A 24265-nucleotide genomic window follows, 5' to 3' on the forward strand; every position below is an offset into this window, starting at 1 on the left:
GGCAAAAAAGCCACGTTCTTATTTCATAAGCCAAACCGAGGGCGGGAAAAGATGCCGGACATGGGGAAGAAAAGTCCCTGTCTTTCTGTTTTTTCCTTTTCTGGTGTGGGCCGTTTTTTGTCGTTTTTGAGTCATATAGCGGCCGACCTTGCCCCGCAGCCTTCCTTTTCTGGTGCAGGCCGTATCGCCGGTGTGTGATATAAAATGGGTTTTGTTGCCGCTCATGTTCCGGGCGGCCTTGTCATCCTGCCTCTCCCCGTCTGCTCCAGGCGTCCAAATATTATGATTCAGGCAGTCTTCGTCCATATTTTCAGCCGGATTCCCGAGAAAATCCATCAGTTCAACCGGCGGCTGCCATGCAATTGGCCCGAACTGCGTGCAATCTTTTACGCCTGCCCAGGGTTCGGGCAGTTCCGGCGGGCGGAAACGCAAAGGTCCGATTGGCGGTTTTGCATAGGGAATCCCTTTCCAGATTTGCACACCTTTTTCCTCGTATCCCTGGGACTTTTCGAAAACGGTTTCAACAATTGCTGTCTTCATTTTTATTCTCCTTTCCGGAATGGATTTCTAAAGTATTCGACGGGAATGTGCAAATTTCCTTTCAGTTTTTTTTGAAAAATAGATTGACAACGAACGTACGATCTTTTATTCTGTTTATAGAATGTAAGTTCGGGTGAAGGGGTGCGAAAATATGGCAACCATCATAAGCAGCATTGGCCTAAAGGGAATAGAAGGATATTGTGTTCATGCCGAAGTGCAGATGATGTTGGGGTGCGGGTCCGGGATCACCATTGTCGGGTTGCCGGATGCTTCGGTGAAAGAATCTAAGGAACGAATACGGGGTGCATGTTCATCGATTGGATGTATGCTGTTCCAAAGCAAAACGATTGTCAATCTTTCCCCGGCAGACGAGCGGAAAAACAGTCCTGCACTTGATCTGCCCATTGCAATCGGGCTGATGGCAGAAAACCACTTTTTTCATGCCAGAATTCCTGATCATACTGCCTTTTTGGGCGCGCTCTCACTGGACGGGTCTGTTCAGGCAGTGGCTGGGATGCTTCCGTATGTGATGGCAGCAAGGGGATTAGGCATGAAAAGATTGTATTTGCCAGCCTCTGCGGAACTTCCCTTTTCACAAATGGACGGGATGGATATTATATTTGTCCAGCATTTAAAGGACGTACTCGATTCATTGTCCGGAAAGAAGCTGCCGCCTGTCCGGAAAAAGAGGCAGCTGCAACCAGATGAGTATTCGTTCGAAGCAGATTTCAGCATGATTCTTGGGCACCGGCATGCGAAAAAAGTACTGGAGATTGCCGCCGCCGGAAGCCACAATGTTTTAATGTACGGCCCGCCCGGAAGCGGAAAAAGTATGCTGGCTGAGGCTTTTCCTTCGATTTTGCCGCCGCTTTCGGAAACGTCTTCTTTTGAAGTGGCGGGACTCTATCAGCTTGCAAACGTGAAAAGGGGATTTCACCGGAAACCGCCGTTTCGCGCGCCGCATCACGCTTCATCTGCAGTTTCACTCGTCGGTGGGGGTTCCCGGCCGCATCCGGGTGAAATTTCATTAGCCCATCACGGGGTGCTGTTTCTCGATGAAATGGCCGAGTTTCCAAAAAGAACGCTTGATATGCTCAGGCAGCCGCTTGAAAATGGGAAAGTAACCATTAGCAGAGCCGCTTCCACGGTGACTTACCCTGCCCGGTTTATTATGCTTGCGGCCATGAACTTGTGCCCATGCGGTTATCTCGGGTCGCCCCATGCGTATTGCACATGCACGCCAAAACAAATTCAAGCTTATCAAAACCGGATTTCCGGACCGCTGTTAGACCGCTTTGACATATTTTTGCCAGTCGGGACAGTACCGTTACTGGAAGAGTCCGGGAAAATAAACGAAACTTCAGAACAGATCCGAACCCGCGTCACGGAAGCAAGGAAAAGGCAGTACGAAAGGTACGGGGCGGAAGTTTGTAACGGTACAGTGCCAAACGAAATCTTTCTACAAAAAAATCCGCTCGCAAACAGCAGCAGTTTAATGCTCAGGCAGTGGGCAAGCAAGGAAAACTTCAGCAGCCGGGCACAAATGAAAATTCTCAGGCTGGCAAGGACGATTTCAGATTTGCAAGGCAGCCGGGAGCTGTCAGAAGACGCGCTCTGGCAGGCATTGCAAATGAAAAGAAATCATCTTTTTGGAAAAAGAAAGGTGGATGCATATGCAACTTATGATGGAAGAAAAAGCGGAGTATTTGCCGCACGACCGCTTGTTTAAAGAACTTATCCAAACTTTTTTTGCAGATTTCATGGAAGCCTTTTTCCCGGAAGTAGCGCGGTGGATGGACTTTTCTGATGTGGAATTCCTCCAGCAGGATCTGTTTACAGACATCACAGCTGGTGAACAACGCAGAATTGATATTTTGGCAAAATTGAAATTAAAAGGGGAAGACACGGTTGTCCTCATCCATGTGGAACCGCAGTCTTATTATCAAATGGAATTTCCGGAACGGATGTTTATTTACTATTCCCGCATTTATGAAAAATATCGCTTGCCGGTTTTGCCAATTGCTGTTTTCAGTTATAATAAACGCAGGGAAACTCCTTCTCTTTTCACCGTAAGAATCCGCAACTTTGAGTCCATCCGTTTTCGTTATATGTCCATACACTTAATCAGGAAAAACTGGAAAGAATATATTCGAAGCAACAATCCCGTTGCGGCTGCACTGCTCAGCAAAATGGGGTATACAAAAAAAGAAAAAGTACAGGTAAAAGTAGAGTTCTTAAGAATGATGGCCCGCATGGAACTCGACCCAGCAAGAATGGCACTCATCTATGGATTTTTTGATTCTTATTTTAAATTAACGGATAAGGAGGATGAACTTGTGATGTCAAGCATTAAAAATCTGGATCCGCAAGAAGCCGACCAAATCCTGCGCCTGCCAAATTCCTTTTACGAAAAAGGGTACAAAAAAGGGAAGGAAGAAGGGAAAGAAGAAGGAAAAGAAGAAGGAAAGGAAGAAGGATTGAAAGAGGGGTTGAAAGAAGGGGAAAGGAGAGCGGCATTAAGGATTGCCAAAAGAATGCTGGAAGAGAACCAGGATCTGGCATCAATCGCAAAATACACCGGGCTGGCAGAGGAAGAATTGAAAAAGCTGAAACAGAGCGGAGCAACCAGACGTAGGTGTGATCAATAAATACACTGGGTTGCCGGAAGAAGAAATTCAAAATTTTAAAATAGAACCGAGCAATCGGCTGCAATCGCATAAATTGTGAGCATCCGTGGAAAACTAGCCGCATCACTTCAATAAGGATGTGGAGAGAGTGGAAAAAGAGAACGGACGTGTTGAGCCGACACTTGCGACTGGCCTTGACGACCAGGAAGAGCTCGACCAAAAAGCAACGCCGGAAGAAATAGCAAAAGGTGAATATACGAAAGTGGTCAGATTGTCTCTGGATGAAGCAGATCCAAGTAAGGGTGAAGATTAATATGGCATCGAATTTTTTGGCAGGCTTAATTGCCTCCATAACTGCATTTTAAATCGCGATCCCGTATGAAAGTCCGCTATGGCGGCCATTTCTATTGCAAGTGATGCAAACAGAAAAGGCGGAAACTTTGAAAAAATGGTGCAACAAACGGATTGCATTTAAGCAGGGTGAAGGCGGCCTTGTTCCGGGGCCGCCCGTGCCAATCATTTGATATCAGCCTTTTCAGTCGTGAGCTGTTCGATTGTTTCCATTGCTTTTGCAATTTGCGCCTTCGTAAAGCTGCCAAGCAGGCGAAAGGATTCTTCGGGTTTTGCGGCATATGCTGCGACTTTTTCAATGGCCGCGCCATGATTTTCCGTCACATGCAGTGTATCCAGATTATAAGGAAAACCGAGTTTTTGATACAACGGAAGCAGTTTTTTCACTTCATTGATATCGCCTGTTGCCGCTAATTGGACAAGGATGCCGTAAGCCACTTTGGAACCGTGCAGAATGGAATGCGTTTCCGGCAGGAAGGACAGCCCGTTATGGATGGCGTGGGCCCCAGCCATTCTTCCGTATTCGCCGGCAAAGCCGCCGACTGTCCCGGCTGCGCCAATGATAATTTCAACTATATTGCGGAAAGCGTCGGTTATCTTCCCTTCGTTTCGGTCGTGTAATGCCTGCTCACTGTCGCGCAAGATCCCTTCATAAATCGCTTTTGCGGAGCGGAGGCCGAGTTCGACCATCACCGGCAAATGTTTCATGGAACGGGTGATGCCTTCTGCTTCATACCATTTGGCTAAAGAATCGCCAATTCCGCCCAGCAAATATTCGGCCGGTGCGTTCAGGAGAATACGCAAATCGATCAGGGTTAAAAAGGCGGAACGTTTGTAATAAGCGACATGACTGAATGAGCCGTCTTCATGATAAACAGCGGATAAAGGCGTATAACCGGCACACGTTCCGGCTAGCGTTGGAACGAGCACGACTTCACAGTTGAGCAGTTCTGCTGTTCCCTTTGCCGTATCGAGCACTTTGCCGCCGCCAATCCCGACGATGACATCTGCACGGCCTGCCTGTTCCGCCAGTTTTGCCATGTTTTTCTCACTTGCAGTATGATCGTACCGGAGTATCGGCCAGTTTTGCGGTATTGACGCAAATTTTTGAAATGCTTTGAATGATTTTACCCCGGTAATGACAACCGGATATTTGAATTCTTCCAGCTTTTCTTCCAAATATTTGGCTGCATCCTCTTCACATATGTATTGGTTTGGACCGCTTCTTATGACTTGGCTTAGACGCATTTTACAGGACCTCCGTGATATAAAAATTTGATGTATGTCCAGCTTACGCCTAAATAGGTTTTATTTCAATAATTTTTTCATCATTCAGCTATTAATATATCAATGGTTCGATTACCGGGAGTTGCAAAAGAAAAGTGTGGTTTTAAAGCAAACAGACTCAGGAATCTGCCAAAAAGACAAAAAGGGGTTCCCGCAGTAACCGGGGCCCCTGAGTCCAAGCACGTGCCAATTTGAAACCGGGAATTATTAAAGTTTTAACATCCGCTCTAATGCCAACACCGCATCCCGCGCTGTGTTTTCCTCTACTTTGATCACGTTTGTTTCTTTGCCCTCGACAATATTTTCCAGCGACCATAAAAGATGCGGCAGGTCGATCCGGTTCATGGTCAGGCACGGGCACATGACCGGATTTAACGAAATAATCTTTTTATCCGGATGATTTTTGATCAGGCGCTGCACCAGGTTCATTTCAGTGCCAATTGCCCAGGCGCTCCCGGCGGGCGCGTTTTCAATCGTATCAATGATATATTTTGTGGAGCCGCTGAAATCTGATCGGGCCACGACTTCATGCGCACATTCCGGATGGACAATGATTTGCATATCCGGATATTTCGCGCGCACGAATTCGATATTTTTGGTGGTAAAGTGCGCGTGTACGGAGCAGTGCCCTTTCCATAAAATGACTTTCACATTTTCCAGCGCACCTTCGTAGATAAGATCGTTCCGGATCGGGTCCCAGACGGCCATATCTGCGAGATCCACGCCCAAATCATATGCGGTATTCCGGCCAAGATGCTGGTCTGGTAAAAAGAAAATCCGTTCTTTCTGGGTGAAGGCCCACTTGACCATTTTTTTCGCATTCGAAGAGGTAACGGTTGCCCCGCCGTTGCGCCCGACAAATGCTTTTATCGCTGCTGTGGAGTTGACATAGGTAAGGGGCAGCATCGTATCCCCGAACAAAGATTGCAACATATCCCATGCCCGTTCCGTCTGGTGGATGTCGGCCATGTCTGCCATCGAGCAGCCTGCGCGCATGTCGGGGAGAATGACAGTTTGTTCCGCTGATGTTAAAATATCCGCCGTTTCTGCCATAAAATGTACACCGCAAAACACAATATATTTGGCATTGCGGTTTTTTGCCGAAATTTGCGCGAGCTGCAGCGAATCACCGGCTGCATCAGCAAACTGGTATACTTCTTCACGCTGGTAGTGGTGGCACGGGAGGAAAAGTTTCGCGCCCATTTCTTTTTTGATGTCCCAAACCCGGTTTTCCATTTCTTCTTGCGCAAGGGACTGATATTTTTCCGGCAAAGCCGTAAGTTGTAACGTTTTCAGCAGGCTCATAAAGCAACCTCCTTCGTATTTTCCACGATTGCACTGATATCAAGTATTTGATAGGAATGGGTCAAAAATCCGAGCGAGATCCAATCGACGCCGGTTTCAGCATAGCTCCGGATATTTTCCATTGTGATGCCGCCTGATGCTTCCGTCGCAATATGGGGTGGCACGAGTGGCAGCCATTCGCAGATTTCTTCCGGTGTGCGGTTGTCAAACATGATGATGTCGACACCGGCACGGACAGCCTCAAGCAGATGGTCCTTTGTTTCAATTTCGACTTCAATTTTTACGGTATGCCCGATGGATGCTTTCACTGTTTCCACGGCTTTTGTGATGCTGCCGGCAAATGCGATATGGTTGTCTTTCAGCATGACACAGTCGTACAGCCCGCGCCGGTGGTTGAATCCGCCGCCTGCTTTGACGGCGTATTTTTCAAGCATCCGGAGGCCGGGGGTTGTCTTCCTTGTATCGCAAATCTTTGCGTGGGTGCCTTCCGTCTCGCGGACTGCTGCGTTTGTGGTTGTTGCAATGCCCGACATGCGCTGGATGAGATTCAGGATTACCCGCTCTCCGGAAAGGAGGCTTACAATGGGGCCGCGAATTTCCGCAATAGCTGCCCCTTTTTCAATCCGGGCGCCATCCCTGGGAAAAATACGCGGTCTCACCGTACCGTCCAGAATACGGAAACCTTCTTCTATCACATCCTTTCCACAGAAAATCCCGTTTTGTTTTGCAATAAACGTTAATTTGCCCGGCTGATCCGGCGAAAAAATATATTCCGTATTGATATCGCCTTCCCCAATGTCTTCCATGAAAAAATGTTTAAGCATGGATTGAAGTTGGAGCTTGTTCATAAAGTCCCCTCCGTGTGATTAAGCCTTTGTTTTTTGCATGAATGAGATGGACACCCTGCCAGCCGCTGCTTTCATCCGGGTAATCGGCGCGGATATGGGCACCCCGCGATTCTTTCCGGAAAAGCGCCGATTGTGTGATGAGCAAGCTGTTTGTAAACATTAAGACTTTTTCCGTTTCTTCCTTTGTAAGATGGTCGAGTGAAAAAGCGGAAAACGTATCAGCCCCACGTGCTTCGAGCCACTGCAAAAGATGCCGCAACCCGGTTTCTGAGCGGATCACGCCGGCATTCTCCATCATTTTTTTCTTCAATGTCACGGTGTCCAGCCGGCGGGCGATTTCCGGATTTAAAGGAGGGCGGGCGATTTCCGCTGTTTCGCCGCCCGCTGCTTCAGGTTCCAATGCATTTAAAAATGCTGCGAGCCGTTTGCCGAATACGAGCCCTTCCAAAAGCGAATTGCTGGCGAGCCGGTTTGCACCGTGCACGCCGCTTGCTGCTGCTTCCCCGATTGCATACAGCCCGTTTACCGTTGTTCTCCCGTATGTATCTACTACGATGCCGCCCATAAAGAAATGGCTGCCCGGGACAATAGGCAACAGGCCGGAATGGATATCAATGCCGCTTTCCCGGCAAATCCGGGAAATGGTCGGGAACCTTTTTTCAAAGTTTTTGATTTTACGGATGTCTAGAAAAACTTTCTTTCCGCTATGAATCGTCTGATGGATTTGGTGGGCGACCACATGCCTGGGAGCCAGGTCTTTTAACGGGTGGACGCCCGCCATGACAGGCGATCCGTTTTCATCCACAAGCACTGCACCCTCTCCGCGGACGGCTTCGGACACAAGGCCTTTCGCGCGGCCTTCCGCATACAATAATGTCGGGTGGAACTGGACGAACTCCATATCTGCAAGTTCCGCGCCGGCCCGGTATGCCATTGCAATCCCGTCGCCGATGATTTCCGGGTGGTTGGAGGTGAAAGGATACAAGCTCCCAAGCCCGCCGGTTGCGATCACGGTATGATCGGAAAAATAGTGGCGGATGTTGCCGTCGGCCGTTTTTGTTTTTACACCGGTTACGCGTCCTGTTTCTGCGGATACCATGAGTTCAAACGCCAGCTCATGTTCGATAATCCGGACGCTTTTTCCAAGTTGCCCGAGAAGATGCTGAATGACAAATTTTCCGGTTGCATCGCCGCCGCAGTGGAGAATACGGTGCACTGTATGTGCGCCTTCAAGCCCTAAATCAAGCCCGCCGTCCGGCCGCCTGTCTGCGGGAAGCCCGCTTTTTACGAGTTCTTCTACTACGGCCGCACCCTCTTTCACCAATTTTTCCACTTCTTTTTCATTATGGTGCCGGCAACCCGCCCGGATTGTGTCTTTCACATGGAATTCAAAACGGTCTTCCGGCGAGAGGACGGCTGCGATCCCGCCTTGTGCTTTGTAGGAATTGCTCGTCTTTGTTTGCGACTTTGTAATGATCGTCACATCGTAGCGGCTGTCCAGGTGCACGGCCAATTGCAGGGCGGCAATCCCGCTTCCCAAGATACATATTTTTTCTTTCATCCGTCTCCCTACTTTACATCTGTCTTGACACCTATCTTTGCACAAAATTAAACTGAATACAAGTACTTTTTAGGAGGCCAGCCATGTTTTATTTTGATTATGCGGCAACGACAAAAATGAGCGAACGGGCACGGGAGACATTTATGGAAGCAGCCGAATCTTTTTACGGAAACAGTGAAAGCCTGCATGACATCGGGACGGATGCGCGGGCGGTGCTTGAAAAATCGCGGGGCTTGATCAGCGGTTATCTCGGCGTACCGGCTGAAGGGCTGTATTTTACTTCAGGTGGCACGGAGGGGAATTTATTGGCGATTGTTTCGCTTGCAATGGGAGCTTCCGGAAGGGGGAAACATATCATTTCGTCGATGGCGGAGCATGCGTCCGTCCATTCAGCGCTCGGATTTTTGGAAAGGCTGGGATTTGAAGTGACAAGGCTCCCGTTTACGGAAAAAGGGACGGTGGATTTAAAGAAGCTTGAAGCAGCGATCCGGCCGGACACGGTGCTTGTTTCGGTTCAGCATATTAACCAGGAAATCGGCACCATCCAGCCCATTGAGGAAATTTCCCTGATGGTAAGAAGGCGGGGGATCCTGTTTCATTCCGATTGTGTGCAGTCATTTGGCAAAGCAGATGTAGCACGCATGATCCCTTATGTCGACAGCATTACCCTCTCTTCACACAAAATCCACGGGCCAAAAGGGGTCGGGGCAGTATACATTCACCCCTCTTGCGTCATCGCCCCCGTTTTTCCGTACCTTTCCCATGAAAAGGGGTTCCGCGGCGGGACAGTGAATGTGCCTGGCATTGCCGGATTTGCTGCGGCTGCCGAGGAGATTTTGATAGAAAGTGAGCGGGACTGGGAGTACCGGACCGCGTTAAAAGAGGCATCCGGTGGGACGGTTGTTTTTATAGAGGGGGAACGGGCGATGCAGCTTCCTTCCATCGTCGGCGGTATGATTCCAGGGGTTCAAGGGCAGCTTGTTTTATTGGAGTGCAACAAAGCGGGATTTGCGATCTCAACCGGGAGCGCCTGCCAGGAACATCATGAAGGCGGGAGCAAAGCAGTTGAAGCAATGGGATACGCGGAGGAAGCAATGGATCAGTTTTTCAGAATTTCCTTTGGGCGCCATACAACAAAAGAGGAGATCCTGTCACTCGGAGAAACATTAAAAAAGATTGCGGCTGCGCACAGTGCCGGAACCGCTATGCAAGACCTGTTTGCCCGTTGAATCCGGCGGGGATTATATATAAAGATGGATTTGGGAGTGGCTTGTGTTTCAAGCAGTTGGCAAGACGGAAAGAGGATGAAACAGCTAAGAAAAATATATAAAATTGCAATCAGTTCTGAGGAGTAAAAATTTTTCGTGATAATTTAACTATCCCCCCCAAAAATGCGGCTAAATATGTAATAATTTAAATAGGGCTTGCTGAATAAGCAAAAATTCCAGATTTGACAAGGATTTTGGCTACTTTTGTCGAATATAAAGTGTAAGGATTTCAAAGGAAACACGTAAAAAACCTTGCACTTGGAGGCTGTTACGATGTACAAAAAGACCGAACATCAATTAACTTTTGTAGATGATTTTTTTCTACCATTCGGTGGGAAATGAAATAAAGAAAATCGCTGGGTCCGTCTTGCTGAAATGATTCCTTGGTGGATGGCCGAAGAAAAGTATGCCAAGTCCTTCAAGAAGAAATTCAAAGGCGAAAAGGCTTATTCTGTCAGAATCGCTCTTGGGGCTCTTTATATCAAAGAACGGCTTGGGCTGTCTGACCGGGAAACAGTCGAACAGATCACAGAAAACCCGTATCTTCAGTATTTTATCGGCTTGCCTGAATTCCAGGAAAAAGCCCCATTCGACCATTCTCTGATGACTCGTTTTAGAAAACGTTTGGGCGCAAATATCATCAACGAACTGAATGAATGGATCGTTCTGGAAGAACAAAAACGCCAATTGGAAGAAGCATCTAAGGAAAACGACAACAATGATGATCAGGATCACGACGATGACGATCATGATGATGAAGATCGTAATGATCATGATCATGATCGTGGCGATCTTCAGCCTTCCGGTTCCGATTCAGAAAAGCATTCAACTGAATCGGCTTCTCCCAAAACGAAGAACAGAGGAAAGCTCATTTTGGACGCAACCTGTGCACCGGCTGATATTGCTTACCCTACAGACCTCGGGTTGTTGAACGAAGCCCGTGAGAAATTGGAACATATCATTGATGTCCTGCATGAACCACACAAAGGGAAATTACGTAAGCCACGGACCTACAGAAAAAGAGCCCGCAAGGACTATCTTTCTGTCGCTAAGCAACGTAAAGCTGGCGCCCGGAAAATCCGGAAAGCTGTAGGCAAACAGCTCGGATATGTGAAACGAGATCTGGAGATCATTAAAAATCTTGTTTCCCAAAGCTCTCTGTCTCTTTTAAGCAAAGATGAATACAGGCAACTTCTCGTGATTCATGAACTTTACCGCCAACAGGCAGAAATGTACAAAAAGAAAACACACCGGGTTGACCACCGGATTGTAAGCATTTCCCAGCCACATGTCCGTCCAATTGTGCGCGGCAAGGCAAAAGCGAACGTGGAGTTCGGTTCAAAAGTCGCCATCAGTGTCGTAGATGGTTATGCCTTGATTGAGCACCTCGACTGGGAAAATTACAATGAAGGGACCACTCTCAAGGAATCTGTTGAAAACTACTACAACCGGTTCGGATTTTATCCGGAAGCGATCTTGGCAGATAAAATTTACCGAAACCGTAATAATCTGGCATACTGCAAATCTCTTGGCATTCGTCTGAGTGGGCCAAGGTTAGGACGCCCATCCAGAACGGAAGACAAAACCTTGGAACGCGTCGCAAGGCAGGATGCCTCTGAACGTAATGCCGTTGAAGGCAAATTTGGCGAAGGCAAGCGCAAGTATGGGCTGGGCCTTATTCGAGCACGCCTTCAGGAGACCAGCGAAACAGTAGTAGCCCTTCAATTCCTCATACTGAATCTGGAGCGCAAGCTCAGGGTTCTTTTTTTGAAATTTTTACACAACACTATTTTATATTTTGATAATCGGAATTTGGCTTGTATCTGACCAAATTTGATTCGTTCAGCAAGCCCTAATTTAGGGAATTATATTTCTTTTGCGTTGCCTGGATATAGTTATCATGAAATCGACACAGTTTATTTAAGTTTTTTAACTTGTATTCTTGGATATGGAAGTACTTCATTATTAAACAGGATACTACGTGATGAAATGGGACTTATCTATAATCTCAATGCCTACTTGCATACTTATAACGAGGGAGGGGCATTAATAATCAGTACAACATCTAACTCTGCTAGTAACATAGACAGAATAATAAGTATTTTTGGAGAAGTTATAGAAAGATTAAAGAATAGAGGATTAGATAAGAAAGATTTTGACAGAGTTCACTCTATTATAAAATCACAGATATTGTTCAAAACTGAGAATCCTCATGATATCATGCTGGAACTCGGGAGAAATGAGCTACTGGGGATAAATAACAACCGAAGCATAGTTGACTATAACAACTTGAATAAAACGATGGAAAATCTAAAGGAAATTACTTATGAATATTTTTGTGATTTTTTAAAAAAATTCTTTGAGCAACCTTTTTCTTATTACGGACTACTAAATGAAAAGTGAGGAGAAATACTATGCGTCAAGTACTAGCATTTTATCTTCTGTACTTAAAGATGTTACTAGCAGAGAAAATAGCTCTTATTTGGTCTGTTATCTTTCCAGTAGTAATAGCTCTTGTATTTCAAAGAGGTTTTTTAAACGATGCTACAGACGAAAAAGAAATAGTTCAGTATATTTCCTTTTTTTGGGTATTCATTATTATATCAACTTACATAAACGGTATAGGACTTCAAATAGCTAGAATTAGAGAATATGGTTTATTAAAGACTTATGTAATGATTACAGGCAATAGATATACTTTTCTAACTGCGATCCTTTTAACACAAATTAGTTTCGGGGCAATTAGTTTGCTTCTATTTACAAGTATAGTTTCCATTTATTACAGAGCCTTTTCTTTTAATTTGTTATTATCTTCTTTAATAGTATTACTAGTGAGTTTCCCGTTAGCTATTGCAAGTGTCTCAATCGCCGCTATTCCAATTAAGTTTAATAATTTATCTACAATTATGAATATATTAGTTTATCCTCTTTTTTTTCTCTCATTAAATAGCAGAAGTAGTAATCTATTAAACTATGTAAATCCGTATTATATCATTCATGAAATTACGGAAATAGTCATTAATCTGCTAATGGGCATAGATTATACGTATAATTTTTATCTGTTACTTTTATCGATTCTTCTATACCTTGTAGTTGGACTTTTTATTATTAAACGATTTAATCTTTTATCGTTAACATCTCGTTAGGGGGAAAATTAATTGCATGTTTTTAACTTGAAATATAAGTATAAAAAAGCAAAAGATTATGTGTTGAATGGTGTTACTTTCACGTTAAATACTAAAAAGCTTAATGTTATCGTTGGACTTAATGGTGCTGGAAAAACAACTTTATTTGATTGTTTAACTGGGAACTTAACTCCGGAAACAGGCGAAATATCACTACCTGATAAAAAGGAAATGCTTTATCTAACTCAAAATATATTTTTCTCACCCGAAATTAAAGGAAAAGACTTTGCAAAGTTTGTAGCTAGATTATCTGGAAAAAAAGGAAGTAACCAAATTGATGACTACTTGGACTTTTTGGATAGTAGGGAAAGAGAATTAATGGCACACCTGTGGTCTATGAAAATTGGTAAGATGTCTGTTGGTGAAAGAAAGTGGCTTTTCATAGCCCTTCTCAGTAGTATTGAGAGAAAATTATATATCTTTGATGAACCGACAAGTGGTGTTGACCCTTCATCAAGATTAAAAATTATGAATAAATTTAAGAAATTAATTGAAAATCAGCGTATCTGCATAATCTCTACACATCAACTTCAAGACTTATCTTATATTGACTCGCATTTAATTTTGCTACACAAAGGTAAGGTCCTTTATGAAGGCGATTTTCAAGACTGGTTAAAATTATTTAACACAATTAACCCTGATGAGGCATTCGCAAGAATGATCGAACAGGGATAAATTTCACCATCCTTTCATTAGCCCTCTAATGAATTTAGACACTCGATAAGGTTGTTGTTTTTTATAATCGTAGTGATCAATGAAGGGGGGGCTTTTGATATATGAAACGGAGAAAACATTCCCATGAATTTTATTAACTACAAGTGGTGAAATAAGCATTAGAAGTTGTGAATAAAGCACTTGTGGCTAGATGATATGAAATTAGTTGTTTAGTGCAAAATGAAAGTACAGAGTTCTGCAACAAAAAAGTGCAGAGCTTCATGGCATAAAAAAAGGCTTGCCAGCTCCTAAAATTCCCTCTACTGTTAAGGTTGTGAAGAACAAAACAGTGGAGGTAAAGAAAGGATGCTAGCAATGCCTGAAATTCATCATATCAAACATTTGCGTGAAAAGAAAGGGTTATCGCTTTCCGAAATTGTCCGCAGGACGGGATTTAACTGGAGAACAGTCAAGAAATATGCGGATGGAGACATTTCGGTCAGACAAAAAATAAAGAGAAAACGGGGAATGATGGAGGAAGAAGGATACGGTCAAATCATTGATGACTGGCTGGAGGAGGACGCCAAACTGCCAAGAAAACAACAGCGGACAAGCAAGAAGATGTACGAACAATTAAAGCAGGAACATGGCTTTAAAGGGTCTTATCGAACGGTTTGCGCCTACGTTCAAAAACGAAGACCTCAGCTTAAGCTGGAGAAGGAACGGCGTTACGAGAGGCTGGAACACCCTCCGGGGGAAACGCAGGTGGATTTCGGCACCATGTCCGTTGTGACGAAGGAAGGAAAAGAGGAAGACCGATCAATTCTGATTTTGAGCTTTCCGTACAGCAACGCCGCGTATGCGTATCCATTGCCGGCGGAAAACAGCGAATGTTTTCTTTACGGGCTCACTCAGCTGTTTCGCCAAGCCGGAGGCGTCCCGAGAAAACTGCGCATCGACAATTGGCGAACAGTGCCAGGCACTGTTCGCCATGAAACAATATTCAATGCTCTTACAGGATATACAGAGAAAAGGAATGAAGTTCATTTATTTCATTCATTAAATAAACTGCTTAAATCAACAAAATGTATTTATATGAATTTCCCATACCTAAAAAAGACGTACCCTTCTAACGGTGCTAGGCACACATTAGATATATTTGCAATTCATAATAATAAAGAGCTTTTTGCGATGTTAACAATTTTTCTTTCAATGCAAATAGAACACCACCAGAAATATAATATTGTCAGATAAATATATGCCCATTTTCACTATAAAGTCAATTTTACACGCTTAAAAAATGTACTGTTATCAGATAATTGTTGAAAAAATATAGAAATGTATCTAAAAAAAGGCGCACGAATCCAATGATCCACAAGCGCTTTTTTTGAAATTGATTTCCTTTATGTGGATAAGTTAAGAAACGAGGCTTCTCATTTTTTCAGCCTGGTTCTCTTTGATCCGGCCTAAGGCCATGGCTAACATGACACAGAGTGCCAGTCCACAACGCAGCTTCATTTTAGCCATTCCCCGAATTGTATGAAGTTCAAAGCCGAAAGAAGTATCAAGCCGGCTGTTCACGCGCTCTACAGCTGTACGTCTGTTGTATTCTTTTTTCCACTTATAGCTCGATCGATCAATGGGTGTAAAAATACGCCTGTCTTCAGATAATGAGATACGGAGCCCTTGTGCCACGGGGCATTGAGCCTTGCCTTCACATGTCACTCCCATTTGTTTCGCCGGGCAAAGTTTTTTTAGTTTCTGGCGGTCTTTCTCAAATCCCCCGTTGCACATTTCCCGTTGTTTACCTGTTTCAGGGCATACGCAGGATACGGTTCCTTTGTAGTTATAAACGACGTTTTCCTTTCCCGGGAGTAATCGTGTTTTGTCGGGGTCTTTCCACATATTGCGAATATCAATGATGGGCTTAATCTTATACGTATCCCAGAGTTTCGTAATCAGCTTCGTGTCATCATAACCCCGGTCTCCCGCCATCGTTTCCGCTGTTTTCAGAAGCTTTGGCTGCTTTTCTTCCATTTGCTCTAAGAGTTTATGCCCTTCCGTAATGTCTGACTCAGACGCTTTTGTAACCTTGAATGTTACCGGTAACTCGTAGGTTGCATCCACCACCAGATGCAGTTTGTAGCCAAACCATTTCACAACTTTTTGCCATGGGTTGCCTTCTTTTGTCACACCACTGTAAACCTTCTGGCTATGATTTGCATCCAGATCCCGGCGACCATCCTCGGTTTCATGCTTGTTCGGATGTTTAGAAAACGATGAGATCGCCTTGCTGTCGATTGCCAAGCGTTTACCAAAATCCGGCAACCGTTCCAGGAGCTGTTCTACCAAAGTCTCAAACATTTTATCCATCATTTCTTCGTCACGGATTAGGGATTTTAGAAAGCGCGTATAGGCATATGAAGTTGGAACCTGCCCTTCAAAGCCACACATCTCCCTTAATTGGCCATTACGGGAGAGTTCACGGCGTAATTTCTCAATGCTTTCATGTTGAAATACAATGCCTGCCAAGATAGAATTCCACATGGCACGAACGGGGTAGTCATTACGGCCCTTCCCCCTTTTCTTTTCAAGGCTTTGCATGAACGCTTCATCAGGCATGTAGTCCAGTACAAGGCGAAGACGGTCTAAATCTCCAAGAATCTCAATTTCTTTCCATGTAAACAGACTCATTTGTGGTATAATAGCCATACAGGTGAACCTCCCAGTGTTAACTCCCAGTGTTAAGATGTTAGTCCTAAAACTATTTTAACCTACTGGGGAAACGGGTTCACCTGTTTTTGTTTCAGTGGGGTGGAATTTTTGTCCACTCCTTATTTTTTTATCATTTTTGCTTGTTTCCCCCTCTTTTTAGGGGGAAAATTTTTTTATCCTTTTTTCAAACCCTTGGGCTACAAGGAGTCTGTAACATCGCAATTACCTCATAAAATATTATATTTGTCACCATTACTCGATGATTGGGAAATTGTAGACAATTTTCAGTACGATGACTCTCTGTTGATAGTTACATGCACCTATGGAAGGATGCAGTGGAAATATCGAAACCATATATTTTATAGGGACATATTATTAGAGTTGGGTCACTTAAAGGAAATTCTTGAATTTTTGGGCATCAGGGAAACAAAACGAGATAAAAAGCGAGAGATAGTGGATGAGTTTAATAGACGCCTTAATTTCAGGGATTTCTACACAGAGGTGAATGGCATATATGAAATCGATAGATAGTGACATTTAGAAAATAAAATTCCAATCAAAAAACAGGCCTTCTCCTATTACAAATGTCACCACTGGTTACATTTTACTCTAGGGTAGGCGAGGGCCTACCTGTTTTTCAAAATTACGGTTGTGGGAAGAAACGGTGATGGCATAGAGCAGTTGTGTGTACAGCTGTTCCACTGGCTCAACTAAGGCCTGTTTTCAAGAGCGAATCATCCGAATATCTAGATCATCTGTATGATTATATAGATTTATGTAGATTTTCGGAACCAGCGTATATGGAAGAATATTTTGCTGTTGACAGCTTCCCCAGGATGGTGATATATTTACCTCGAAAAGGTTAAGAAGCTCGGGAACTTAACCAAAAAGGGATATAATAAGACCGTCAGTCGGAGGCGGTGTCTTTCAGTGTTGTGAGGTGCTTAGCAATCGGAGCTAAGTACAAGAGAATCAGAAAAGGCGTCAGCATCGAAGCTGGCGCCTTTAGTATGTCAAAGGGGGAAACCAAATGTGAAGAGAGTGATGGTATTTATCGATGGCAATAATTTTGAAGCTGCTCTTACTGCCTTGTACGGATCCCAGCAGAGGGTGGACTATTTAAAGTTGGCAGAATACGTGGCTGCCCGGAGAGATGGGATGCTTCAGCGCATTTATTATTACACGGCAGTCGGAAATTTGGATAAAGCAAAAGCAGCAGCAACGAAATCATTTATTGACCATTTAAATAAAAAGATTCCAAAATGTATAGCGAAACTGGGCTATTTAAGTGTTGTCGGAACGGACGCGTCGGGCAATCCCATTTTTACAGAAAAAGGAACAGATGTAAATATAGCGGTAGATCTGGTCTCACTTGCTTTTCATAACGGTTATGATGAGGCAATATTATTCAGTGCCGATACGGATTACGAAGCAGCCATTAAAATGGCCAGAAGTTTGGGGAAAAATGTTGTTGCCGGCGTAGTAGACCAACAAAAAGCAGGTTATATGAAGGATCTTTGTGATGAGTATATCACTTTAAAAAAAGAAGACTTTAATCAGTGCATGCGTTAATGAAACCCACATTTCGCACGTCTTAAATATAGTTTATTCTAATTTTTGAATGAACTATATTTAAATGGCTTGGTGGGATGATATCTTCTTATTTTTGAGGAATTTTCGATAAAATTCTTTTCAATTCGACATTCTTTTCATGAATTCCTCCTATTGTGTGTTATTCTCCTTTGTTTTCGACATTTTTTGACACGTATATTGATACATCATACCCGCATAATTCAATGATTTTTTTGGCTTGTGAATCAATATTATCGGGTAAGAGCCTTATTTTTTGTTGATTTTGATTTATAAGGATCACGGTAATATCTTCTAATTGCTCTAACAATGCTTGGCCTGTGGGTTGATAGAGTTTCCTTTTTCCTTTCAAGATTAGAGATAGGTTCTTTTCTTTCAGTTCTTTTCTAACTCGATATTCTAAAATTCCATAGATTAATAAAGCCATCACATACACAATACCTAAGGCCTCAACCCTTTCCGGGGTTTTCAAGTAAATGGCATCAATCATTTGTGAATCTTTGATTAATCGGAAACGGGTCTCAGCGGCCGACTGTCCTTTATAAACCCTCAAAACTTCTTGATTGGATAGTGTCTCCTCATCTAATTTATTTGTGATTAAAACAAAAGTGCTGAGCATTTTTTTCTTATTTTCGATAAAATCATGATCTTTTTCAAACGATTCCAGTTGTATTTGATAGATTTGTTCTCGTTTTGTCTGTTCGTCCTTTTTAGGTCTTCCTCTCTTTTTTCGTTTGATAGGTTGATCACTCATCTGGACGTTTAGTTTATAACAGAAATATGAAGCCTTTTGTTTTTTCTTAAAAGATTGAATTGCTTCTAGTGCGTCCTCTTTACAATGAAAGATAACTTTACTCAGTTTTTCTATCTCTTTTTTTAATTGTATTTCTTCCTTTTCGATCGCCCGATTTAGGGTTTTCTCTTTTCGTTGATCTAAATTGTTTGAGTGGACAACAAGAAACCGGTAAGGAAGGTTTTGAATTTGTCTTTCAAAAGCTTGAATTTGGTAAATAGCTGCGTCTTTTTTATTGCTAAGTGAGCCTACCCTTTCCCAGTTATTGAGCAACCATGCCTCTTTCTTTAGTTCTGTGCTTAAACCGAATGTATCAGGTAAACGGGAAATAAACGATAAATTTTGTTGTTGAATTTCCGCTAGATTTTCCGTTGTGATTAATGCAGAATCGGCTTGATAAATGAGATTTTTCCAATCTTCATGGGAAAGGATTTTTCTCATCTTTTGAATGAATTCCACATTCCAAGATTTATCCGAAGTATTCCCATTTTCTACTTTTGCAAGGATAGGAATTCGTTCAGGTGTGACCCCCATCCCCAGAACGATTTGTTTTAAGTCAGGCCTATGGGCCTTACTATACCCGTACGTAATTTGCAGTCCATCTTCCTTCGGTTGCTTATATTCGCCGTAAACAGAAATTGAGGTTGTATCGTTATGCAGTATACCAATAGGAAGATTCAATTTTTTTAGTGCTTTTAATGCAAGGGTGGAATAGACTTTCCATGCTTCGGCTTCATACAAGTAATCTAATGCTCTTCCTAATGCATCATCATTTAATTGATCGGGTGAAACCGATGTATCGAAAAGCATCTCAGAATCTAGGTTTTGATAGAATTCATGAACCTTATAAAGGGGCTTGCCACTGCATAAAATGTTTAAGACAAGGGCTTTAATCCTTGTTCCGGGTGAGATATGACAACGGACAGAATCCCATTTGACTAAATCATTAATGGTTTTTTCGAGTTCTATTTCATCACACAGTTTAGATAAAAGTTGAGACGGCCCCACATGTAAGGTTAAAATTTGATCTGACATAAAAATTTCCTCATCTTCCCGTAATTAGATAATCATTCAATTCTACAAAGAAGGAGAAAATTCCTTTAAAAAAATCTTAAAATGGAAAAATTTACGTGCGGAATATGCGATGAAAAAGAAAGCTGCCCGGAGTCCGAGCCTCAAGGCAGCCAATGATGCGCTTGGCTGTATAGTTCGAATCTGTACAGCCTTCTAATCATGAGTATGAACGGACAACACGGGTTCATACCCATTTTCTTTCGACATTTTTTTCCCGGTTGAAGGAATGAAAAAACTGTCTGCCATGCAATCAGTGTGGGAATAGCTTTTATGATTTAGACAAAAATACGCGCGGCTTCCGCCATAAGATGAATGGCTTCTTTAGGGCGCAGCTTTAAATATCCATACTGACTGAATCTTTTTAAAAAGAAATATAAAATTCCCTGCTTGTCTGTTTAAGCATGCGCCGAAGCGGGGAAAGGTATTTTGCCAAATGTCCAGAAACGCCAAAGTGCATTCGACTTCATGGAAAGTTTATATATATTATAAATTAGAAATTTTTCCATCGTGGAAGTTTCAAAAAATATCATGCAAAGAAAACGGGATAAAAAAATTTTGCTTATACACCCTAAAAGATATAATACCCGCCCGAGAAAAAATACGGCTGGAGCGGGAAGAAACACGCTGGCACTTAAATAAAGCCTCATTTAGAATGATCTATTTTGAAAATTTGCGCTGATCCTGGTGCGGGTGAGAGGCAGCAGGAATGTCTGTATTCTCTATCCTATAAGAAACGAGAGGTGGGTAAGATGGACTTAAGTCCGAAAGAAATTGCGGACGTAGCGATTGAAAAAGGAATAGCGAAAGCGAACAGCTCGTTTTTGTCGATGGTGGTGCTCGGCTTTTTGGGCGGGGCTTTTATTGCTATCGGTTATTTGGCGTATATCCGGGTGACCGGCACGATGCCGGAGAGCTGGGGCAGTTTTGACACATTTATGGGCGCCGCAGTGTTCCCGACCGGCCTGATCTTGATTTTGGTTGGCGGCGGCGAGCTTGTCACCGGCAATATGATGGCCGTCAGCATGGCCTGCTTTGACAAAAAGATTAACATCCTGCAGCTTATTTGGAACTGGTTGTGGATAACCATTTTCAACCTGATTGGAGCGCTATTTGTTGCCTACTTTTTCGGGCATTTTATCGGCCTGACAGAAGGGGATTTTTTGGCGAAAACCGTCCACACGGCAGAAATGAAGACGAGCGCGCCTTTTTGGCAGGCATTTGTCTCCGGGATCGGTTGCAACTGGCTTGTCAGCATGGCGGTCTGGCTTTGCTACGGCGCCAAAACGTTTGCAGGCAAAATCCTCGGCATCTGGTTTCCGATCATGGCTTTTGTGCTGATCGGGTTCCAGCACGTCGTTGCCAATATGTTCATTATTCCGGCCGCTATTTTTGCGGGGCATCTTTCATGGATGTTATTTTTGAAAAATATCATCGCGGTTTTCCTCGGAAATGCGGCAGGCGCAGTTGTGTTTGTCAGCATGCTCTACTTTATCGCATATAAAAAAGAAGGAGTTCAAAAGACAGACACTGCACTTTGAGACGGAGGGCTTCTCACAAAATGGGAAGCCTTTCATTAAAAATAGGGCCGCTTTGGGTCATTAAAACGTAAAATGCAAAGATTTGATAGAAAAAGCAGCAAAAACTTGTACTCCGCCTGTTTCTGCTTTATGGCAAACTAGATGCAGAACTTGGTGAATGAACCGGATAAAGACCATTTACCAAGCCCCGCGTATCAAAATGGATATCCACAGAGCTTCCCGGGCTAACGCCCATTTGCTGTCGCTCCCCATTTTTCTTAATTTTGCATCATTCTATAAACTTCCGTACGAAAAACAACCTGTTCCCGAAAATTTTTAATGGAAAGAAAATCCAAATCTCTTTTTACAAGCCTTTATCAAGATAAACCACCGAAGCAAGCCCAAGAAACGGGTTATAAAAGCGACTGCCATTGTGAAAGGTGATCAGCAGTGAAACAACCAGGATAACCAAAAAGGCGGCCATTGTTGCATAGTCTTTTAACTGAAAAGGGCGCGCACTGTACCAGGTGCGTTTTTTATTTTTTCCAAAGCCGCGCAGTTCCATGGCATTGCTGATGGTTTCAATTTTTTCAAGGCTCGACAAGATGAGCGGAATCAGGATGGAGGCGGCATTTTTTATCCGTTTCGGCAGTTTTTCTTTGCGTGACATATCTAAGCCCCTTGCCTGCTGGGAAAGGGCGATATTATGAAAGTCCCGCTGAATATCGGGAATATAGCGGAGCGCCAGGGCAACCGCAAATGAAATCCGGTAGCTGATCCCGATTTTATTGAGCGATGCGGCAAACTCGCTTGGATTTGTTGTTACGATAAACAGAAGTGCGGCTGGAATGACCGTGAAATATTTGAGTGTGACGTTAAACTGGTAAAAAAGCTGTTCCCACGTGATATTGTACCGACCGGCAATCGAGAACAGCACATGGCTTGTCCCGTAAATTCTCACGCCCTGTTGCGGCGAAAAGATATAAATCGCAATGTTGTTCAAAAGCAGAAAAGCAAGGATAAAAAGCAAAATAAATAATATTTCCCGGATCTTGATGCGTGAAATTTTAAAAATAACAAGGCTCAAAAGAAAAAGGAAAAGGAGCACACGCGTATCGTAAGTAAGCATAGCCGCAAAAGACCACGTCAAAAAGCAGATCAGCTTTGTCGCGCCGGCCAGTTCATGGACGGGGGATTTCCGCTCAATATAAGACAGCATTTCGGTTGCCATTTGGCTATAGCCCCCTTTCGTACGTGATAAAGCGTTCCGTGAAACGCTCCGGGTTCAGATGCAGCCGGCTTGCAAGCGTATAGAGGGATGTCTCTTTTAAGTTGGCGCGCCGGATCATATCAGAATGGCCTAAAATTCCGGCAGCCGGACCGTCGGCAATTTTTTCTCCGTCTGCAAGCACAATGGCGCGCGGCGTATACTCCAGCATGAGGTGCATGTCATGGGTGATGAAGAGAATCGTGATACCTTTTTTATTCAATTCCGCCAAAAACTCCATGATTTCATGGTAATGCATATAATCCTGGCCGGCAGTCGGCTCATCGAGAATCAGAATGTCCGGCTCCAGCACGAGAATAGAAGCAATCGTTACCCGTTTTTTCTGGCCGAAACTAAGCGCGGATACCGGCCAATTCCGGAAAGAGTAAAGTCCGCAAAGCCGCATGGCATTTTCTGTACGGCTTTTGATCTCTTCCGGTGCAATCCCACGGTTGGCCAGGCCGAGCGCAATTTCATCGAAAATCATATGTTTTGAGATCATCTGGTTTGGATTTTGCATGACCATGCCAATCCGAAGCGACCGTTCTTTAATGGTGTCGTTTGTAATGTCTTTCTCTTTGTAAAAAATTTTTCCGGAAGAAGGTTGTTCAAAGCCGCAGATCAGACGTGACAACGTTGATTTTCCTGCGCCATTTTTTCCAACAATGCTTACCATTTCCCCTTTTTGGATGGTAAAAGAAAGGTTTTTGAGCACAGGCTGCCCGGGTTTATACGAAAAAGACAACTGACGGATTTCAAGCACCGGTTCTGTTTCAATGCGGGCAACCGGCTTTTTAGCAGCATGTTTATACCAGTTTAAAAGGGCATCTCTGCACCGGCCGAGTTGAAAAGTATCCAGGTGTGCCGGCTTCATCTCCGGTGTGATGCGGCAGCCGGCATATTTTGCAGCTTTGACATAAAGCGGCTCCCGGACATGGCACGTTTCCAGCACGGAAGAAGAAAGCAGTTCATCCGGCGTGCAGTCGCTGATGATTTTGCCGTCATCTATGACAATGACCCGGTCTATTTTTTCAGCCAGCACATCCTCAAGCCGGTGTTCAATGATCAAGACGGTCACATTTGTTTTTTTCCGGATGTCCGAAATAAGCTCCATGGCTTGCTTTCCGGTTGCCGGGTCGAGATTTGCAAGCGGTTCGTCAAACAAAAGAATCCCTGTATTGTTCACCATTACACCGGCAAGAGACACTTTTTGCTTTTGGCCGCCTGATAATTCATGGACACGTGCGGCAAGTTTGTTTCTAATGCCGACTGTCCGTGCTGCTTCATCAACAGCATCATGCATGTCACGGAGCGGAAGGCCTTCATTTTCCAGAGCAAAAGCGATATCCTCGCCGACGGTTAAGCCGATGAACTGCCCGTCCGGATCCTGCAGCACCGTCCCGACTAATTTGGATATGGAGAAAATGTCCATATCTTTTGTTTCTTTTCCGTTTATCTTTAGACTTCCGGATACTTTGCCTTTATATGAAAAAGGAATGAGACCGTTAATGCAGTGGCCAAGTGTGCTCTTCCCCGACCCGGACTGCCCGAGGATCAGCACGCTTTCCCCCTCATAAATCGTTAAATTGATATCATGCAGGGTAGGGGTGGCCTGACTTCTGTATTGAAACGTATAATTCTGGAATTCAATGACGGGCTTTTTCATCTTTTCCTCCCGTTGTT

General features: G+C 43.8%; 18 protein-coding genes and 2 pseudogenes. 11 read left to right on the top strand and 9 right to left on the bottom strand.

Features of this window, described 5'->3' with window-relative positions; genetic code table 11:
- Positions 1-18: 18 nt before the first annotated feature.
- The gene (locus NSQ19_RS02160; protein ID WP_029142388.1) at positions 19-540 is read right to left on the bottom strand and encodes a carboxylesterase family protein; all 522 of its coding nucleotides are present in this window, start codon (positions 538-540) and stop codon (positions 19-21) included.
- 151 nt (positions 541-691) lie between these two features.
- Between NSQ19_RS02160 and NSQ19_RS02165 the strand changes: the two genes are divergently transcribed.
- The 3 genes from NSQ19_RS02165 (at position 692) to NSQ19_RS02175 (ending at position 3480) form a co-directional block, all read left to right on the top strand.
- Entirely contained in the window at positions 692-2269 is a 1578-nt protein-coding gene (locus NSQ19_RS02165; protein WP_133536231.1) for a YifB family Mg chelatase-like AAA ATPase, read from the top strand.
- Entirely contained in the window at positions 2214-3188 is a 975-nt protein-coding gene (locus NSQ19_RS02170; protein WP_340702285.1) for an Rpn family recombination-promoting nuclease/putative transposase, read from the top strand. The genes NSQ19_RS02165 and NSQ19_RS02170 overlap by 56 nt, the downstream gene beginning before the upstream one ends.
- 127 nt (positions 3189-3315) lie before the next feature.
- Positions 3316-3480 carry a hypothetical protein gene (locus NSQ19_RS02175; RefSeq protein WP_013858399.1) on the top strand — a complete coding sequence of 55 codons (165 nt, stop codon included), beginning with the start codon at positions 3316-3318 and terminating at the stop codon, positions 3478-3480.
- A 203-nt stretch (positions 3481-3683) separates the two neighbouring features.
- On the opposite strand, the gene NSQ19_RS02180 is transcribed toward NSQ19_RS02175, so the two are convergent.
- The 4 genes from NSQ19_RS02180 to nadB form a co-directional block, all read right to left on the bottom strand.
- Positions 3684-4766: an iron-containing alcohol dehydrogenase family protein gene (locus NSQ19_RS02180; RefSeq protein WP_340702286.1), complete on the bottom strand. Its 1083-nt coding sequence runs from the start codon at positions 4764-4766 to the stop codon at positions 3684-3686.
- A gap of 246 nt (positions 4767-5012) precedes the next feature.
- Complete coding sequence (gene nadA, locus NSQ19_RS02185; protein WP_340702287.1) at positions 5013-6110, bottom strand: quinolinate synthase NadA; 1098 nt, start codon at positions 6108-6110, stop codon at positions 5013-5015.
- Complete coding sequence (gene nadC, locus NSQ19_RS02190; RefSeq protein ID WP_017552440.1) at positions 6107-6958, bottom strand: carboxylating nicotinate-nucleotide diphosphorylase; 852 nt, start codon at positions 6956-6958, stop codon at positions 6107-6109. Before nadC ends, nadA begins: the two co-directional genes overlap by 4 nt.
- Positions 6927-8519 (bottom strand): L-aspartate oxidase, encoded by a 1593-nt coding sequence (gene nadB / locus NSQ19_RS02195; protein WP_340702288.1) that lies wholly within the window; start codon positions 8517-8519, stop codon positions 6927-6929. Before nadB ends, nadC begins: the two co-directional genes overlap by 32 nt.
- Before the next feature lie 83 nt (positions 8520-8602).
- Here nadB and NSQ19_RS02200 point away from each other — a divergent pair, with 83 nt between their 5' ends.
- The 6 genes and pseudogenes from NSQ19_RS02200 to NSQ19_RS02225 all read left to right on the top strand — a co-directional run.
- Positions 8603-9748, top strand: a complete 1146-nt coding sequence (locus tag NSQ19_RS02200; RefSeq protein ID WP_118499514.1) for an IscS subfamily cysteine desulfurase — start codon at positions 8603-8605, stop codon at positions 9746-9748.
- 312 nt (positions 9749-10060) lie between these two features.
- Positions 10061-11614: pseudogene (locus NSQ19_RS02205) on the top strand (IS5 family transposase).
- Positions 11615-11620: 6 nt separating this feature from the next.
- Entirely contained in the window at positions 11621-12190 is a 570-nt protein-coding gene (locus NSQ19_RS02210) for a M16 family metallopeptidase (protein ID WP_340702289.1), read from the top strand.
- An 11-nt stretch (positions 12191-12201) separates the two neighbouring features.
- Positions 12202-12933, top strand: coding sequence for an ABC transporter permease (locus tag NSQ19_RS02215; protein ID WP_029143144.1), 732 nt, complete (start codon positions 12202-12204; stop codon positions 12931-12933).
- 12 nt (positions 12934-12945) lie between these two features.
- The gene (locus NSQ19_RS02220; RefSeq protein WP_029143145.1) at positions 12946-13647 is read left to right on the top strand and encodes an ATP-binding cassette domain-containing protein; all 702 of its coding nucleotides are present in this window, start codon (positions 12946-12948) and stop codon (positions 13645-13647) included.
- A gap of 345 nt (positions 13648-13992) precedes the next feature.
- Positions 13993-14589 (top strand): annotated as a pseudogene (locus NSQ19_RS02225) (IS21 family transposase); the annotation flags it as partial.
- A 453-nt stretch (positions 14590-15042) separates the two neighbouring features.
- Here the strand turns inward: NSQ19_RS02225 and NSQ19_RS02230 are convergent.
- Positions 15043-16338 (bottom strand): transposase, encoded by a 1296-nt coding sequence (locus NSQ19_RS02230; protein ID WP_014097075.1) that lies wholly within the window; start codon positions 16336-16338, stop codon positions 15043-15045.
- Between the two features lie 1047 nt (positions 16339-17385).
- Between NSQ19_RS02230 and NSQ19_RS02235 the strand changes: the two genes are divergently transcribed.
- A complete protein-coding gene (locus tag NSQ19_RS02235; protein ID WP_019722134.1) occupies positions 17386-17913 on the top strand; it encodes an NYN domain-containing protein in 528 nt (175 codons plus the stop codon).
- A 160-nt stretch (positions 17914-18073) separates the two neighbouring features.
- Here the strand turns inward: NSQ19_RS02235 and NSQ19_RS02240 are convergent, their stop codons facing one another.
- Positions 18074-19759, bottom strand: coding sequence for an IS1634 family transposase (locus NSQ19_RS02240; RefSeq protein WP_340702290.1), 1686 nt, complete (start codon positions 19757-19759; stop codon positions 18074-18076).
- A gap of 788 nt (positions 19760-20547) precedes the next feature.
- Here NSQ19_RS02240 and NSQ19_RS02245 point away from each other — a divergent pair.
- A complete protein-coding gene (locus NSQ19_RS02245; RefSeq protein ID WP_017552436.1) occupies positions 20548-21336 on the top strand; it encodes a formate/nitrite transporter family protein in 789 nt (262 codons plus the stop codon).
- 343 nt (positions 21337-21679) lie between these two features.
- Here the strand turns inward: NSQ19_RS02245 and NSQ19_RS02250 are convergent, their stop codons facing one another.
- Entirely contained in the window at positions 21680-22546 is an 867-nt protein-coding gene (locus NSQ19_RS02250) for an energy-coupling factor transporter transmembrane component T family protein (protein WP_237348905.1), read from the bottom strand.
- Positions 22547-22550: 4 nt separating this feature from the next.
- Positions 22551-24248, bottom strand: coding sequence for an ABC transporter ATP-binding protein (locus NSQ19_RS02255; protein ID WP_340702291.1), 1698 nt, complete (start codon positions 24246-24248; stop codon positions 22551-22553).
- Positions 24249-24265 lie beyond the last annotated feature (17 nt).

Source organism: Weizmannia sp. FSL W8-1119 (assembly GCF_038008605.1).
Lineage (GTDB): Bacteria > Bacillota > Bacilli > Bacillales > Bacillaceae_C > Weizmannia > Weizmannia coagulans.